General features: G+C 62.7%; 12 protein-coding genes. 8 read left to right on the top strand and 4 right to left on the bottom strand.

Annotated features, from left to right (window positions below; genetic code table 11):
* The first annotated feature begins 15 nt into the window (after positions 1-15).
* The 3 genes from KW062_RS27450 to trhA are packed head-to-tail and all read left to right on the top strand — an operon-like array spanning position 16 to position 6,964.
* Positions 16-5,868 (top strand): Hpt domain-containing protein, encoded by a 5,853-nt coding sequence (locus KW062_RS27450; RefSeq protein WP_105753706.1) that lies wholly within the window; start codon positions 16-18, stop codon positions 5,866-5,868.
* Positions 5,861-6,316 (top strand): chemotaxis protein CheW, encoded by a 456-nt coding sequence (locus KW062_RS27445; RefSeq protein ID WP_027617023.1) that lies wholly within the window; start codon positions 5,861-5,863, stop codon positions 6,314-6,316. The genes KW062_RS27450 and KW062_RS27445 overlap by 8 nt, the downstream gene beginning before the upstream one ends.
* Before the next feature lie 30 nt (positions 6,317-6,346).
* A complete protein-coding gene (gene trhA, locus KW062_RS27440) occupies positions 6,347-6,964 on the top strand; it encodes a PAQR family membrane homeostasis protein TrhA (RefSeq protein WP_027617024.1) in 618 nt (205 codons plus the stop codon).
* Here the strand turns inward: trhA and KW062_RS27435 are convergent.
* Positions 6,952-7,863: a LysR family transcriptional regulator gene (locus KW062_RS27435; RefSeq protein WP_027617025.1), complete on the bottom strand. Its 912-nt coding sequence runs from the start codon at positions 7,861-7,863 to the stop codon at positions 6,952-6,954. The genes trhA and KW062_RS27435 overlap by 13 nt on opposite strands.
* Positions 7,864-7,971: 108 nt before the next feature.
* On the opposite strand from KW062_RS27435, the gene KW062_RS27430 reads away from it, so the two are divergent.
* Genes KW062_RS27430 through KW062_RS27420 form a run of 3 tightly spaced genes read left to right on the top strand, consistent with a single transcriptional unit; the run spans position 7,972 to position 10,523 of the window.
* Positions 7,972-9,213, top strand: coding sequence for a D-amino acid dehydrogenase (locus tag KW062_RS27430; protein WP_027617026.1), 1,242 nt, complete (start codon positions 7,972-7,974; stop codon positions 9,211-9,213).
* A gap of 27 nt (positions 9,214-9,240) precedes the next feature.
* Entirely contained in the window at positions 9,241-9,591 is a 351-nt protein-coding gene (locus KW062_RS27425; protein WP_027617027.1) for a RidA family protein, read from the top strand.
* Between the two features lie 29 nt (positions 9,592-9,620).
* Positions 9,621-10,523 carry a transporter substrate-binding domain-containing protein gene (locus tag KW062_RS27420; RefSeq protein ID WP_027617028.1) on the top strand — a complete coding sequence of 301 codons (903 nt, stop codon included), beginning with the start codon at positions 9,621-9,623 and terminating at the stop codon, positions 10,521-10,523.
* Positions 10,524-10,527: 4 nt separating this feature from the next.
* On the opposite strand, the gene KW062_RS27415 is transcribed toward KW062_RS27420, so the two are convergent.
* Both KW062_RS27415 and KW062_RS27410 read right to left on the bottom strand, forming a co-directional pair.
* On the bottom strand, positions 10,528-11,247 hold the full coding sequence (locus tag KW062_RS27415) for a 16S rRNA (uracil(1498)-N(3))-methyltransferase (RefSeq protein WP_027617029.1): 720 nt from the start codon (positions 11,245-11,247) through the stop codon (positions 10,528-10,530).
* Positions 11,248-11,410: 163 nt separating this feature from the next.
* Positions 11,411-12,817 carry an adenosylmethionine--8-amino-7-oxononanoate transaminase gene (locus tag KW062_RS27410; protein WP_105753707.1) on the bottom strand — a complete coding sequence of 469 codons (1,407 nt, stop codon included), beginning with the start codon at positions 12,815-12,817 and terminating at the stop codon, positions 11,411-11,413.
* A gap of 300 nt (positions 12,818-13,117) precedes the next feature.
* On the opposite strand from KW062_RS27410, the gene KW062_RS27405 reads away from it, so the two are divergent.
* On the top strand, positions 13,118-13,669 hold the full coding sequence (locus tag KW062_RS27405; protein WP_027617031.1) for a cytochrome b: 552 nt from the start codon (positions 13,118-13,120) through the stop codon (positions 13,667-13,669).
* A gap of 31 nt (positions 13,670-13,700) precedes the next feature.
* Positions 13,701-14,279 carry a YceI family protein gene (locus tag KW062_RS27400; protein WP_105753708.1) on the top strand — a complete coding sequence of 193 codons (579 nt, stop codon included), beginning with the start codon at positions 13,701-13,703 and terminating at the stop codon, positions 14,277-14,279.
* 68 nt (positions 14,280-14,347) lie between these two features.
* Here the strand turns inward: KW062_RS27400 and KW062_RS27395 are convergent, their stop codons facing one another.
* Positions 14,348-16,222 carry a DEAD/DEAH box helicase gene (locus tag KW062_RS27395; RefSeq protein ID WP_027617033.1) on the bottom strand — a complete coding sequence of 625 codons (1,875 nt, stop codon included), beginning with the start codon at positions 16,220-16,222 and terminating at the stop codon, positions 14,348-14,350.
* Between the last annotated feature and the right edge of the window lie 94 nt (positions 16,223-16,316).

The following is a 16,316-nucleotide window of genomic DNA, read 5'->3' as shown; positions in this document are numbered from 1 at the left end:
TGGACTGGAGTGGTTATGGGTGATCGGCACGACTATGTGGCCCTCGAATGGGTCAAGGGTGAAATTGCCGAAACGCTGAAGCAGGCCTACTTCGCCCTCGATAATCTGATCGAGGACCCGCAGGCGCTGCACGAGCTCGAGCGTTGCCTGGCCGGTATCCATCAGGTCCATGGCAGTTTGCAGATGGTCGAGTTCTACGGCGCCGCCCTGCTCGCCGAAGAAATGGAGCACCTGGCCGCAGCCCTGCAAAAGGGCACCGTGGCTCATCGCGACGAAGCCATCCGCCTGCTGCAACAAGCCCTTAGCCAGTTACCGACCTACCTCGATCGGGTGCACAGCGCCCGACGCGACCTGCCGTTGGTGGTCCTGCCGTTGATCAACGACCTGCGCAGCGCGCGCGGCGAAGGCCTGTTGGCGGAAACCAGCCTGTTCAGCCCGCAACTGCCCAGCCTGCCGGCGCTGGACGAAGCCCAGTTGCAACGGCTGGCCCCCGACGACTGGCCGAATGTCATGCGCAAGCTGCGGCAGATGCTGCAAATGGGCCTCGCCGGCTTGCTCCGAGAGCAGGAAGACGATACCCATTATGGCTATCTGGCCAAGGTCTTCGCACGCCTGGAAACACTGACCGGCGAGGCCCCGTTGAGCCCGCTGTGGCAGGTCGCCGCGGCGCTGGTCGAAGGCATGAGCAGTGCTGCCATCGCTAATAGTCCGGCGCTGCGCAGCCTGTTCAAGGATGCCGACAAGGAACTCAAACGCCTGCAAGAGCAAGGCATACCCGGGATCAATCAACCGGCTCCGGCCGAGTTGCTCAAGAGCCTGTTGTTTTATATCGCCAAGGCCCAATACCCCAGTGCCCGGATGCAAACCATGAAAGATCGTTTTGGACTGGATGACGCGCTGCCCGACAGTGCGCTGCTCGATGCCGAGCGCGCGCGCCTGGCCGGACCTGACCGCGACGCAATGCGCTCGGTGCTGGCGGCGCTGTGTGAAGAGTTGGTGCGGGTCAAGGAGCGCCTCGACTTGTTCGTGCGTAGCGACCGCCAGCACACCTCCGACCTCGACAGCCTGCTGGCGCCACTGCGGCAAATCGCCGATACCCTGGCGGTGCTCGGCTTCGGCCAGCCGCGCAAGGTGATCATTGATCAGTTGGCGGTGGTGCAGAGCCTGGCCCAGGGGCAGCGTGAACCCAACGACGCAATCCTGATGGACGTAGCCGGGGCCTTGCTGTACGTCGAGGCGACCCTGGCCGGGATGGTCGGGATGGTCGAGGAAAGCCGCGAAGAAAGCCGCCTGCCGACCACCGACCTGACCGAGATCCACCAGATCGTGATCAAGGAAGCGCGCCTGTGCCTGCAACAGGCCAAGGACATGATCGTCGAGTACATCGACAGCGACTGGGATCGTCAGCCGCTGCAACTGCTGCCGGCGCTGCTGACCCAGGTGCGCGGTGCGCTGGCAATGATTCCGCTGAATCGTGCGGCAAGCCTGCTGGAAGCCTGCAATGACTACATTGGCGAGCACTTGCTGGGCGACCGCACGCCGCCGGATTGGCATCAGCTGGATAACCTGGCCGACGCCATCACCAGCATCGAGTACTACCTGGAACGCTTGAACGAAGACCCGCAGAACCTCGGCGAGCAGGTCCTCGACGTCGCCGAGCAAAGCCTGGGAGCGCTCGGTTACCTGCCTCGCGAGGTGCCGGTCACGGCACTCAAGGCTGCTCCGCAAGACCCAGAGGATTTGCAGGCGTTGGCCGAGGCGCTGGCCAGTCCGATGTCGGCGGTCAATCCGCCGGCGAAGGTCTCCCCTGAAAGCCTGCTGCCGCCACCGGCCGATGAAGAGCCGGTGGACGACGAGTTGCGCGAAGTGTTCCTCGAGGAGACGGACGAGGTACTCGAGATTCTGCGCGAGTACCTGCCGCGCTGGATTGCCAGCCCCGAGAGCCGCTCGGTCCTGGGTGAGTTGCGCCGCGCCTTCCATACCTTGAAGGGCAGTGGGCGGATGGTGCGCGCGCTGGTCCTGGCGGAACTGGCGTGGGCCGTGGAAAACCTGCTCAACCGGATCCTCGAACACAGTGTCGAGCCGGGGCCACAGGTTCACCAACTGCTCGATCGAGTGTTGCAGGTGTTGCCGGAGCTGGCGCGCGAATATGCGGGCAACCGCCAGCGTCAGCGCCAGGACGTCGATCGCCTGGCCGCTGACGCCCACGCGCTGGCCCGGGGTGAAGCGCCGTCGTCGGCGGATAACCCGTCTGCCGATCGGCAGTTGCTGGAGATTTTCCGCAACGAAGCACAGACCCACCTCAATAGCCTCAAGCGCTTCCTCGATCAGGCCGCCGAGCAGGTGCCGCTGCAGGCCAGCGATGAATTGCAGCGTGCATTGCATACGCTCAAGGGCAGTGCCTCGGTGGCGGGCGTACTGGCGGTTGCCGAACTGGCGGCGCCGCTGGACCAACTGGCGCGTGAGTACAAGGCGCACCTGCTGCCCCTCGATCTGGATGAAATCGAGCTGCTGCACGAAGCCTGGGCCTTGCTGCGTCGTGGTCTCGAACAATTGCAGGACGACCCGTTGCTGAAAATCGACGGTGCCGGCGAACTGATCGGCCGCCTCCAGCGCCTGCTCGCCGAGCGCCTGGAGGCGGCCAACAACGCGCCGGACAGTGGCCTGCGCAGCAAGCGCGACCCGCAATTGATCAACAACTTCCTGGCCCAGGGCATGGACATTTTGCTCGATGCCGAGAGCCTGCTGCAGCGCTGGCAAGAACATCCCGGCGAGCGCCAGGAACTCAGTGCGTTGCTGGATGAACTGACCACCCTGGGGGAAAGTGCACACCTGGCCGATCTGCACCCGGTCGATGAGCTCTGCGAGGCGCTGCTCGATCTCTATGGCGCCGTTGAAGAAAGCAGCCTGGCCGTCAGCGAGCGCTTCTTCGAGCAGGCGCAAGCCGCCCACGAAGACTTGATCAACATGCTCGACCAACTGGCGGCCGGACAGGAGGTCAGTCATCAACCCCAGCGTGTGCGAGCCCTGCGTGATTTGCTCGACGAGGGCCTCGATCCAGCGGCTATGGGCCTGATCCGCAGCGATGGCAGCCGTAGCCTGAGCATCACTGAGCTGAGCAGTGTCACCGCCGAGCTTGGGCAAGCTTCGCCGACGCCGTTGAGCGCCGACGAGGAAATGGTCGAGATTTTTCTGGAAGAGGCGGTGGATATCCTCGACAGCACGGCGCAGGCTTTGCAGCGCTGGCTCAATGAGCCGCAGAACCCGGCGCCGCTGTCAGCCTTGCAGCGCGATCTGCACACCCTCAAGGGCGGGGCGCGGATGGCCGAAGTCGGGCCAGTCGGCGACCTGGCTCACGAGCTGGAAAGTCTGTACGAGGCCCTGGTCAATCGGCGCCTGAGCCATAGCGTCGAACTGGGCCTGTTGCTGCAGCACAGCCATGATCGCCTCGCACAATTGCTTGAACAGTTGCAACGGCATCAGCCGCTGGACGATTGCAGCGATCTGATCGAAGCCATGGCACATTGGCGCCAGGGCATTGGAGGTAACGCCGAAGCGAATCAACCGGCGCCGAGCGGTGACACTGCTAGCCAGGACCCGGAGTTGTTGGAGATCTTTCTCGAGGAAGGTTTCGACATCATCGACAGCTCCGGTGCGGCGCTGACCCGCTGGCAAGCCGATCCCCATAATCGCCTGGAAATGGAAACCCTGCTGCGCGACCTGCATACACTTAAGGGTGGCGCGCGGATGGTCGAAATCGCACCGATTGGCGACCTTGCCCATGAACTCGAGTTTCTCTACGAGGCGCTGTCCAGTGGTTTGCTGCAGGCCACCCCGGCGCTGTTCGGCCTACTGCAACGTAGCCACGACCGTCTGGCGCAGATGCTTGATGCCACTCGCGCCGGCCAGCCTGTCGCAGCAGCCGAAAACCTGATCGAGGCGATTCGCAGTTTCAGCCACCCGAGCACGCTCGAGCAGCCACCTGCGCCGCTCGATACGCTGCCGCCGGGTAAGCTCGAGTCGGTTGCCGCGCCCGCCGAACTCGGCGCCGACATGGTCAAGGTGTCGGCCGAACTGCTGGATGAGTTGGTCAACCTGGCAGCGGAAACTTCGATCATTCGCGGTCGGGTCGAGCAGCAGGTCAACGATGCTCAGGTCACCTTGAGCGAGATGGAAACCACCCTCGAGCGCATGCGCGACCAATTGCGCCGGCTCGATACCGAAACCCAGGGGCGGATTCTCAGTCGCCAGCAGGTCGAGGCCGAACGCCTGGGCTATGAAGAATTCGACCCGCTGGAGATGGATCGCCACTCCCAGCAGCAACAGCTATCCCGTGCGTTGTTCGAGTCTGCTTCGGATTTGCTCGAGCTCAAGGAGACGCTTGAACGGCGCAGCCAGGATGCGCAGAACCTGTTGCAACAGCAGGGAAGGATCAACACCGAGCTGCAGGAAGGTCTGATGCGCACGCGCATGGTGCCGTTCGAGCGGATGCTGCCGCGCCTCAAGCGCATCGTTCGCCAGGTCGCCAGTGAGTTGGGCAAAGACGTCGAGTTCGTGGTCGGCAATGCCGAGGGCGAGATGGATCGCAATGTCCTCGAACGCATGGCGGCGCCGCTGGAACACATGCTGCGCAATGCTGTCGACCACGGCCTGGAGTCGGCCGAGGTGCGCCGCGCCGCCGGTAAGCCGAGCCAGGGCCGAATCACTCTGGACCTGTCTCGCGAAGGCGGCGACATGATTTTCGACATCCGCGATGACGGTGCAGGCGTGCCGCTCGACGCGGTGCGGCGCAAGGCGATCAAGCGCGGCCTGCTGGCGCCCGAAAGCGACATGAGTGATCGCGACGTGCTGCAGTTCATCCTCCAGCCGGGGTTTTCCACAGCCGAAAAGATCACCCAGATTTCCGGGCGCGGGGTGGGCATGGACGTGGTGCATGAGGAGGTGCGGCAACTTGGCGGCTCGATGAGCATTGACTCGATACCGGGTAAGGGCGTGCATTTTCGCATCCGCTTGCCGTTCACCGTCTCGGTCAACCGGGCGCTGATGGTGCAGTGTGCCGATGACCAGTACGCGATTCCGCTGAACACCATTGAAGGCATCGTCCGGGTGTTGCCCAACGAACTGGAGGGTTACTACCAACTGGATCCGCCGGTGTACCAATACGCCGGCCAGTGCTACGAGCTGTGCCATCTCGGTGAGCTGCTGAAAACCACGGTTCGACCGCGGCTGCTGGGGCAGAGCCAGGCGTTGCCGGTGCTGTTGGTGCAATGCAACGAGCGGCACATTGCGGTGCAGGTGGATGCGATGCTGGGCACCCGCGAGATCGTGGTGAAAAGCCTCGGCCCTCAATTTGCGGCGGTTCAGGGATTGTCCGGAGCGACCATTCTCGGTGACGGCCGGGTGGTGCCGATTCTCGACCTGCTGGCGCCACTGCGGGCGATGCAGGTGCGCTTGCCGACGCAGGTGCCGCGCAGTGCCGAGAGCGAACCGCAGCGTTCGATGCTGGTGCTGGTGGTCGACGACTCGGTGACGGTGCGCAAGGTCACCAGCCGCCTGCTGGAGCGCCATGGCATGAGTGTGCTGACGGCCAAGGACGGCGTAGATGCCATGCTCCTGCTGGAGGAGCACCTGCCCGACCTGATGTTGCTGGATATCGAGATGCCGCGCATGGATGGCTTCGAAGTGGCCACCCAGGTGCGCAACGACCCGCGCCTGCAACATCTGCCGATCATCATGATCACCTCGCGTACCGGGCAGAAACATCGCGACCGGGCCATGGCCATCGGCGTCAATGACTACCTCGGCAAGCCCTATCAGGAGTCGGTGCTGCTCGACAGCATCGCCTTGTGGAGCAAGACCCATGCATGAACATCGCACCAGTCAACTGACCGGGCTGCTGTTGCCCCTGGCTGACCGCACCCTTATTTTGCCCAATGTGGCCGTGGCCGAGCTGATCGATTACCAGTCGGGGACTTTCGATTTGGACTCCCCTCCCTGGTACCTGGGACGGGTCAACTGGCGCAACCGGCAGATTCCGCTGCTCAGTTTCGAGTCGGCCTGCGGCGGTAAGACCGTGATCGGCGAGCGCGCCCGCATCGTCGTGCTCAACGCCCTCGGTGGCCGGCTCGATCTCAAGTTCATGGCACTGCTCGTTCAGGGCATCCCACGCTCGTGCAAGCTCGACAGTCAGTTGAGTTACGTCGACGTTCCTCTTTGCGGATTGGAACAAGCGGCTGTGCAAGTGGCCGAACAGGTAGTGAAGATCCCCGACCTGCTGGCGCTGGAACAGCGCCTGGTGGAGGCCGGGCTGGTCTGATTGAGAAGGTGTGAAACCAACGGGAGGCCTATGTACCACGGGGAAAGACTCAACGCCTGGACGCATTTGGTGGGGGCGGTCGCCGCATTTGTCGGCGCGGTCTGGCTGCTGGTGGTTGCCAGCTTCGATGGCAGTCCCTGGAAGATCGTCAGCGTGGCGATCTACGGTGTGACCCTGCTGGCGCTGTACAGCATTTCGACGGTCTATCACAGCGTGCGCGGGCGGACGAAGAAGATAATGCAGAAGGTCGATCATCTGTCGATCTATCTGCTGATCGCCGGCAGCTACACACCTTTTTGCCTGGTGACTTTGCGCGGTCCGTGGGGCTGGACCCTGTTCGGCATCGTCTGGGGTCTGGCGGTGATTGGCATGCTGCAGGAGATCAAGCCGCGCAGCGAGGCGCGGATCCTGTCGATCGTGATTTACGCGGTGATGGGCTGGATTGTGCTGGTGGCGGTCAAGCCGCTGCTGGCTGCGCTGGGAACTGCGGGCTTTGCCTGGCTGGCGGCCGGCGGCGTGTTCTATACCGTGGGCATTATTTTCTTCGCCCTCGACAGCCGCCTGCGCCATGCCCACGGCATCTGGCATTTGTTCGTGATCACCGGCAGTGTCCTGCACTTCGTGGCGATTCTGTTTTACGTGTTGTAGACCCGATCCAATTGTTCGCGGGCGCGGCGGCTGAAGATCGTCAGCAACTCGCTGACGGTGTGCGGCGGCGGTTCGCTGGCACGGGTGACCGCATACAGGGTGATCGGCAACGGCGGTGCCAGCGGCCGGATAGCGGTGCTGTCGGGCGCGGCACCGAGGGCGGTGAACGGATCAATCACTGCCAGCCCGGCCCCTGACTCGACCATCGCCCTGGCCAGGGAATAGGTCTGCACCGCGATGCTCACCCGCGGCGGCGGTTCCACCGCCTTGAGGTAGCTGTCGAGCCGCGCCGACAACGGGTCGGCGCTGGACAGGCCAATCAGCGGCGCATCGGCCAATGCTTGTAGGGGCAATGGTTTGCCTTGCTCGGCAATCGGCCAGAAACCCTTGGGGGCCAATGCCACCAGCACGCCGCTGGCCAACGCCTCGGCCTTCAGGCCCGGATGGTCGGGGCGTTGCAGGGTCAGGGCGACATCGATTTCGCGCATCAGCAGGTTCTGCATCAGTTCGCGACTGTGGGCGCTGGCCAGTTCGCAGGCGATGTCCGGATAGCCTTGGGTCCACTCATGAATCGCCGGCGGCAGCAGCGACAGGGCCAGCGCCGGGGTCGCGCCGATGCGCAGGCTGTGGCCTGGTTCGCGGCGCAGGCTCTGGGCCAGGCGCCGCACGCCTTGCAGGCTCTCGGTGACCTTATCTACTTCGCGCTCCAGCTCCAGCGCTTCAGGGGTGGCCTGGAGCTTGCCGCGCACCCGCAGAAACAACGGGAATCCCAGTTGCTGCTCGGCATGTTGCAGCACCTTGGTCACGGCGGGCTGGGAAACGTGCAGCAACTGCGCGGCACCGCTGACCGAACCGGTCTGGCGGATGGCCTGGAAAATCTCGATGTGACGAAGGCGCATGGCGAGTCCATAACCTTTGTTTATGGGTTGACCATCTTTATTCATTGTTCGGCGCCTGTCACCTGGCTCTAACCTCGGGCCATGTCTCATCAACGCTTAAGGACTGACATGGCTCAGCGTGTATGCATCATTGGCGGCGGCGTTATCGGCCTGGCAACGGCTTACGCGCTGGTGCGCGACGGCGCCGAGGTGACCGTGGTCGAGGCCCGTGATTCGCTGGGCAGCGAAACCAGTTTCGCCAACGGTGGCCAGCTGTCCTACCGCTATGTCGCGCCGCTGGCCGATGCCGGCGTGCCGTTGCAGGCGATTGGCTGGATGCTGCGAGGCGACTCACCGCTCAAGCTGCGGCCGCGGTTCGACCCGGCGCAGTGGCGCTGGATGGCCTCGTTCCTGGGGGCTTGCCGGTCTTCGGTGAACCGTGCCAACGCCGCCCATTTGTTGCGCCTGGCGCTGTTCAGTCAGTCGACCCTGAAACACTGGCGCGAAGACGATGCGCTGGGGGATTTCAATTGGCGGCGCAACGGCAAGCTGGTGACCTTCCGCGAAACCGCCAGCTTCGACCATGCCCGCGCCGGGCTCGCCGATCCGCAACAGCAGCAGGTGCTGTCGGCTGCCGAGTGCGCGCAACTCGAGCCGGCGCTGGCCGATGCGCCCTTTGTTGGCGCCATCTACACCCCGGATGAAGAAGTCGGCGACTGCCACGCTTTTTGTCAACAATTGGCCGCACGGCTGCGGGCCTCCGGCCGCTGCGAGTTCCGCCTGGGCCAGGCCGTGACCGCGATTCACCACAACCAGGGCGCGGTGAACGCAATTGAGCTGGGCGACGAGGTGCTGCCGGTCGAGCAACTGGTGATTGCCGCCGGCCATCGCAGCCCGCTGCTGGCCTTGCCCGGCCTGGACCTGCCGCTGTATCCGCTCAAGGGTTACAGCCTGACGGTGCCGATCGGCCCTGAACACCGCGCGCCCGAACTGAGTATCACCGACTACAACCGCAAGATCGTCTACGCGCGGATCGGCGAGCAGTTGCGGGTGGCGGCGATGGTCGACATCGTCGGCTTCGACGCCGCGCTGGACCCCAAGCGGCTGGCCTTGATCAAACGCCAGGCCCGCGACACTTTTGCCCAGGCCGGCGATTATGATGCGGCCGTCGAATGGGCTGGTATGCGCCCGGCGACTCCCAGTGGCGTGCCGCTGTTGGGCGCCACCGCTTATCGCAACCTGTGGCTGAACCTCGGCCATGGCGCGCTGGGTTTCACCCTGGCCTGTGGCAGTGCCCAGGTGCTCAGCGAACTGATCGGCCAGCGCCGGCCGTCCATCGACTTGCAGGGTTTTACTCCCCGTGCAGCCTGAATTCCAATCACTTAGAAGGACCTTCCGATGACCCTTACGCGTATCCACAGCAACCCACGGTTGTCCGCCGCCGTGACCTATGGCGAGCTGGTGTTCCTCTCTGGCCAGGTCCCGGGTGACGCCACCGACGCTGCCGGGCAGACCCGCGAGGTGCTGGAAAAAATCGACGCCCTGCTGGCCGAGGCCGGCAGTGACAAGGACCATTTGCTCAGCGCGACCATTTACCTGAAGGACATCGAGGCCGATTTCGCCGCGATGAACGACGTCTGGTCGGCCTGGTTGTCACCCGGCCAGGCACCGAGCCGCACCACCCTGCAGGCACAACTCGCACGTCCGCAGGTGCTGGTGGAAATCACCGTCATCGCGGCGCGACGCTAAGCCATCGAACCCCACAACGGAGAATAACAATGCAAAAAATCACGTTGCTCGGCTGCACCCTGGGCCTGTTGCTGGCCGCAAACGTCCAGGCCAACGAAGCCCCGCTGGGGCCGACATTGAGCAAAATCGCCGACGCCAAGGGCATTACCCTGGGTTATCGCGACGCGTCGGTGCCGTTTTCCTACGTTGGTGATCACACCGGGCAGCCCATGGGTTATTCGGTGGACCTGGCTGGCAAGATCGTCGAGCGCATCGAGCAGAAACTGGCGTCCGGGCCGCTCAAGGTCAAATACAACCTGGTGACCTCGCAGACCCGCATCCCGCTGGTGCAGAACGGCACCGTCGACCTGGAGTGCGGGTCGACCGGCGTTACGGCCGAGCGGCAGAAGCAGGTAGCGTTTTCCTACGGCTTTATCTATGTCAAAGGCCAGTTGCTCACCGCCAACGACAGTGGCATCAAGGGTTTCGCTGATCTGCGCGGCAAGAACGTGGTGACCACCGCCGGCACCACCAATGAGCGCTACCTGAAAAGCTACAACCTGGACAACAAGCTGGACATGTTCGTGATCAGCGCCAAGGACCACGGCGAAGCCTTCCAGATGTTGCAATCGGGCCGTGCGGCGGCGTTCTACATGGACGACGCGCTGCTCTACGGCGAGCGTGCCAAGGCTCGCGATCCGCACAAGTGGGTGGTGGTGGGTGAGGAGCAATCGCGGGAAATCTACAGCTGCATGGTGCGCAAGGACGATCCGCAGTTCCTCGCGCTGGTCAACGGGGCCCTGGGGGATCTCTACAGCTCGGGGGAAATCAACGGCATCTACCAGCGCTGGTTCGAGCAGCCGATTCCGCCGAAGGGTTTGAACCTCGAGTTCCCGATGACCAGCGAACTCAAGGCAATCATCGCCAAACCCACCAGCGACCCGGTGCAGTAACGCTTTAGAAATCGCCCCACAGTTGCTGCGCCACCGCCAGCGCCACCACTGGCGCGGTCTCGGTGCGCAGCACCCGTGGGCCGAGGCGGGCAGCGTGGTAGCCGGCGGCTTGGGCCTGTTCGACTTCGTTGTCGTTCAAGCCGCCTTCCGGGCCGATCAGGAACGCCAGGGTCGCCGGTTTGGCGTGGCTGACCATAGGCTCTGCCACCGGGTGCAGCACCAGCTTGAGTTCGGCCTGGGTCTGCTTGATCCAGTCCGCCAGCAGCAACGGCGGATGAATCACCGGCACCGTCGAACGCCCGCATTGTTCGCAGGCGCTGATCGCCACCTGGCGCCAGTGCTGCAGGCGCTTGTCGGCGCGTTCGTCCTTGAGTCGTACCTCACAACGATCACTGAAAATCGGGGTGATTTCGTTCACGCCCAGTTCGGTGGCCTTCTGAATCGCCCAATCCATGCGCTCGCCCCGGGACAAGCCCTGGCCGAGGTGAATGTGCAGCGGCGATTCGACTTGCCCGGCGAAGCTTTCAGTCAGCGCTACGCGCACGTGTTTCTTGCCGACCTCTGCCAGGCTGCCGCGAAATTCCTGGCCTGAGCCGTCGAACACCTGCACGGCATCGCCCGGCGCCATGCGCAGCACCCGGCTGATGTAATGCGCCTGCGCCTCCGGCAATTCGTGTTCGCCGAGGCTCAGCGGGGCGTCGATGAAGAAGCGGGACAGTCTCATTCGGGTTCTCTGTTAATGATGCTGGTGATCTGTGTGTAGGAGCGAGCTTGCTCGCGAAAAGTCCAAGGGTGCCGCGTACGTCCAGGCTCGCTCCCACAGGAGGCAGTCCCCACAGGGGAAATTCCACATGGGCAATCCCCCCAGGAACATTCATAGCCAACCCTCAACCCGGATCACGAAACCCCGGGTGGAAATCCTTCGGCACCGCCACGCTGATCGAATCACGGGTAGCGATATCGATGCCTTCGCTGGCCACTTCGGCGAGGAAGTCGATCTGCTCCGGGGTGATCACGTAAGGCGGCAGGAAATACACCACGCTGCCCAGCGGACGCAACAGCGCACCGCGCTCCAGAGCGTGCTGGAACACCTTTAGTCCGCGACGCTCCTGCCAGGGATAGGCCTCTTTGCTGGCCTTGTCCTTAACCATCTCGATGGCCAGCACCATGCCGGTCTGGCGCACTTCCGAGACGTTCGGGTGATCCGCCAAATGAGCGGTGGAGGAGGCCATGCGCCGGGCCAGTGCCTGATTGTTCTCGATGACATTGTCCTGCTCGAAGATATCCAGAGTCGCCAAGGCCGCCGCACAGGCCAGCGGGTTGCCGGTGTAGCTGTGGGAATGGAGGAAGGCACGCAAGGTCGGGTAATCATCGTAGAAGGCGCTGTACACCTCCTCGGTGGTGATGCAGGCCGCCAGTGGCAGATAGCCGCCAGTCAGGGCTTTGGACAGGCAGAGGAAGTCCGGACGGATGCCGGCCTGCTCACAGGCAAACATCGTCCCGGTACGACCGAAACCCACGGCAATCTCATCGTGGATCAGGTGCACACCGTAGCGGTCACAGGCTTCGCGCAGCAGCTTGAGGTACACCGGGTGGTACATGCGCATGCCGCCGGCGCCCTGGATCAGTGGCTCGACGATTACGGCCGCGACGCTGCCATGGTTCTGCGCGAGGGTCTGCTCCATGGCCGCGAACATGTTGCGCGAGTGCTCTTCCCAGCTCATGCCGTCAGGACGCAGGTAGCAGTCTGGGCTCGGCACTTTGATGGTGTCCAGCAGCAACGCTTTGTAGGTTTCGGTGAACAAGGGCACGTCGCCGACCGACATCGCGGCCATGGTCTCGCCGTGGTAGCTGTTGGTCAGGGTGACGAAGCGCTTCTTGTTCGGCTGGCCGCGGTTGAGCCAGTAGTGAAAGCTCATTTTCAGCGCGACTTCGATGCACGACGAGCCGTTATCGGCGTAGAAGCACCGGGTCAGGCCTTCGGGAGTGATCTTCACCAGGCGCTCGGACAATTCGATCACCGGCTGATGACTGAAGCCGGCGAGGATTACGTGCTCCAGTTGATCGACCTGATCCTTGATGCGCTGGTTGATCCGCGGATTGGTGTGACCGAACACATTGACCCACCAGGAGCTGACCGCGTCGAGGTAGCGTTTGCCCTCAAAGTCTTCGAGCCAGACCCCTTCGCCACGCTTGATCGGGATCAGCGGCAGTTGTTCGTGGTCTTTCATCTGGGTGCAGGGATGCCACAGCACCGCAAGATCGCGCTGCATCCACTGATTATTCAAGCCCATGTTCATACTCCTCGAGACGGCGCGCTGGTTTCGCGGGCAAACGGTCGCGCAAGCCTATGCAATGAAAGGGGAGCGGACAACCCATTGTGTTTTTTCAGCCGTCTGAACTGACGAGAAATCCGCGTTTCGGGGCACGCGGGCGGCTGTATGGAGGACTAGTCTGATTCGGGGTTAATCTTTCCTTAACCAATCGACTTCAGACTCTTGATCGTATTTATCGATATTTCATAGCGAAATTTTCCGCTTTAATTCGATAGATAACTCGATAATCTTGATCGCAGTTCTTACAGGATTTGGGCAATGCAGCTACGTAACTCTACATCTCGCTACGGCTGGGTCAGTATTTTCATGCATTGGGGCGTCGCGCTGGCAGTGGTCGGTCTTTTCGCCTTGGGCTTGTGGATGGTCGGGCTGGATTACTACAGCACCTGGCGCAAAGATGCGCCGGACCTGCATAAAAGCATCGGTTTGGTGTTGTTCGCGGTAATGCTGTTGCGGGTGGTCTGGCGTTTTATCAGTCCACCGCCGCCGACGCTGACCAGTTACGACCGCTTGACGCGCATCGGCGCCAAGCTGGGTCACGGTTTTCTCTATATCGGTTTGTTCGCTGTAATGATTGCCGGTTACCTGATTTCCACCGCAGACGGTGTCGGGATTCCGGTGTTTGGCTTGTTCGAAGTACCTGCTCTGATTTCCGGGCTACCGGACCAGGCAGATGTGGCAGGTGTCATACACCTTTATCTGGCTTGGGCGCTGGTGATTTTCTCCGGCCTCCATGCATTGGCAGCGTTGAAGCACCACTTTATCGACCGTGATGTGACCCTGACGCGAATGCTGGGTCGCAAAGCCTGAAATTCAACCTCGACTCCAAGGAATAGAAAGCATGTTGAAAAAAACTCTCGCCGCTCTGGCAATCGGTTCGGCGCTGTTGTCGGCGAACGTGATGGCGGCTGACTATGTGGTCGACAAAGAAGGCCAGCACGCCTTCGTCGACTTCAAAATCAGCCACCTGGGCTACAGCTACATCACCGGTACCTTCAAGGATATCGACGGCAAGTTCAGCTTCGACGCTGCCAAGCCGGAAGACAGCAAGATCGAGTTCAACGTGAACACCGCCAGCGTCTTCACCAACCACGCCGAGCGTGACAAGCACATCGCCAGCGCTGACTTCCTGAATGCGAGCAAGTTCGGCAAGGCGACCTTTGTTTCCACCAGCGTCAAGTCCACCGGTGCCAACACCGCTGACGTGACTGGCGACCTGACCATCGCAGGCGTGACCAAGCCGGTCGTGGTCAAGGCCACGTTCGTGGGTGAAGGCAAGGATCCATGGGGCGGCTACCGTGCCGGCTTCGAAGGCACCACCAGCATCAAACGCTCCGATTTCGGCAAGCAGAAAGATCTGGGTCCAAAGTCTGACGCCGTTGAACTGTACGTTTCGTTTGAAGGCGTGAAAGCGAAGTAATTTTCGCCACGCAAACAAAAATGCCCCGCATCCTTGGATGCGGGGCATTTTTTATGGCGCGTTGAAAATCAGCGGTTGCGGGTCAGCAGCGCTGGTTTTTCGCCACGTGGACGGCTTGGCAGTTGATCGAGCTGCTCAGGTGTCGGGAAGCGGTCAGACTTCGACTCCTTGTGGATGATCTTCGGTGCCGGGCCGCCGCGCGGGTTTTGCACGGCCGGTTCCTGGCGCGATTGATCGTCACGGGCTGGACGACGGTTGCGCGAGTCTTCGCGACGACCGCCCTGGCCATCGCGCGCTGCGCCGCTGCGTGGGCCGTTGCGCTTGGCCGCCGGGGTGCCGGTGGAGGCGCCGCCGCTGCTGTTGCGTGGATTGCTCTGGCGACCTTGCGACTGACCGGTACGTGCACCGCCACCCGCGCCAGCGCCAGCGCCTTGTGCCGGAGCGCCTGGACGACGGCCACGGCCCTGGGCCGGTTTCTGCTGGGGCACGTAATCGACGCGGTTACCGAAGTTATCGACATCGTCGTCGAGGAATTCGTCTGGAGCGCGGTCAGGCGCTGCAGCGCGTGGAGCAGGGCGCTGTTGTTCGCGGGCCGGGGTGCCTTCACGAGGCTTTTGCGCCTGGCGCTCGCCACGGCCGGCAGCCGGTTTTTCCTTGCCCTTGTCCTTGCCTTTGTCTTTGCGGCCGCCGCCACCGCCACCGCCGTTCGGACCGTCACCACGTGGGCCACGGGCATTGCGCGGGTTGCGCACATCCGGGCGCTCGCGAACTTCCGGCTTCTCGGCTTCAACGCTGCTGGCATCAAAACCCATCAGATCGCCATCGGCGATCTTCTGCTTGGTCATGCGCTCGATGCTCTTCAGCAGTTTTTCTTCGTCAGGCGCGACCAGCGAGATCGCCTCGCCCGAACGACCAGCACGACCGGTACGGCCGATGCGGTGTACGTAGTCTTCGTCGACGTTCGGCAACTCGAAGTTGACCACGTGTGGCAACTGGTCAATGTCCAGGCCGCGCGCCGCGATGTCGGTAGCCACGAGGATCCGCACGCTACCGGCCTTGAAGTCGGCCAGGGCTTTGGTGCGGGCGTTCTGGCTCTTGTTGCCGTGGATCGCCACAGCGCTCAGGCCGTGCTTGTCGAGGTACTCGGCCAGGCGGTTGGCGCCGTGCTTGGTGCGGGTGAACACCAGCACCTGTTCCCAGGCGCCCGCGGTGATCAGGTGCGCCAGCAGCGAACGCTTGTGGCTCGCCGGCAGGCGGAACACGCGTTGCTCGATGCGCTCGACCGTGGTGTTCGGCGGCGTGACTTCGATGCGTTCCGGGTTGTGCAGCAGCTTGCCGGCCAGGTCGGTGATGTCCTTGGAGAACGTCGCCGAGAACAGCAGGTTCTGGCGCTTGGCCGGCAGACGGGCGAGGACCTTTTTCACGTCATGGACAAAACCCATGTCGAGCATGCGGTCCGCTTCGTCGAGCACGAGGATTTCCACGTGGGACAGGTCGACGCTGCCTTGGCCGGCCAGGTCGAGCAAGCGACCCGGGCAGGCAACCAGTACGTCGACACCGCGGGCCATGGCCTGAACCTGCGGGTTCATGCCAACGCCGCCGAAAATGCAGGCACTGACGAACTTCAGGTCGCGGGCGTACAGCTTGAAGCTGTCATGCACCTGAGCGGCCAGTTCGCGGGTCGGGGTCAGGACCAGTACACGCGGCTGGCGTGGGCCGTGACGTTGGGACTTGTCCGGGTGACCGTTGGGGAACAGGCGTTCGAGGATCGGCAGGGCGAAGCCGCCGGTTTTGCCAGTGCCTGTCTGTGCCGCAACCATCAAGTCGCGACCTTGCAACACGGCGGGGATGGCCCGCTGTTGCACCGGAGTAGGCTGGGTGTAGCCGGCGGCTTCGATGGCACCGACTAAAGCCTCGGAGAGACCGAGGGAAGCAAAGGACATGAGTAATCCTGTTTTTAGTTAGGGCTTGGCCCAATGGGATAGTCTTGCCTGGCGCGAATGGCATTAAAGAGAAGCGCAATCGCGTCCGGTCCTG

Origin of the sequence: Pseudomonas fluorescens (assembly GCF_019212185.1) — a bacterium.
In the GTDB taxonomy this organism is placed as follows: Bacteria; Pseudomonadota; Gammaproteobacteria; order Pseudomonadales; family Pseudomonadaceae; genus Aquipseudomonas.
This window is presented reverse-complemented; position numbering and strand designations above follow the sequence as displayed.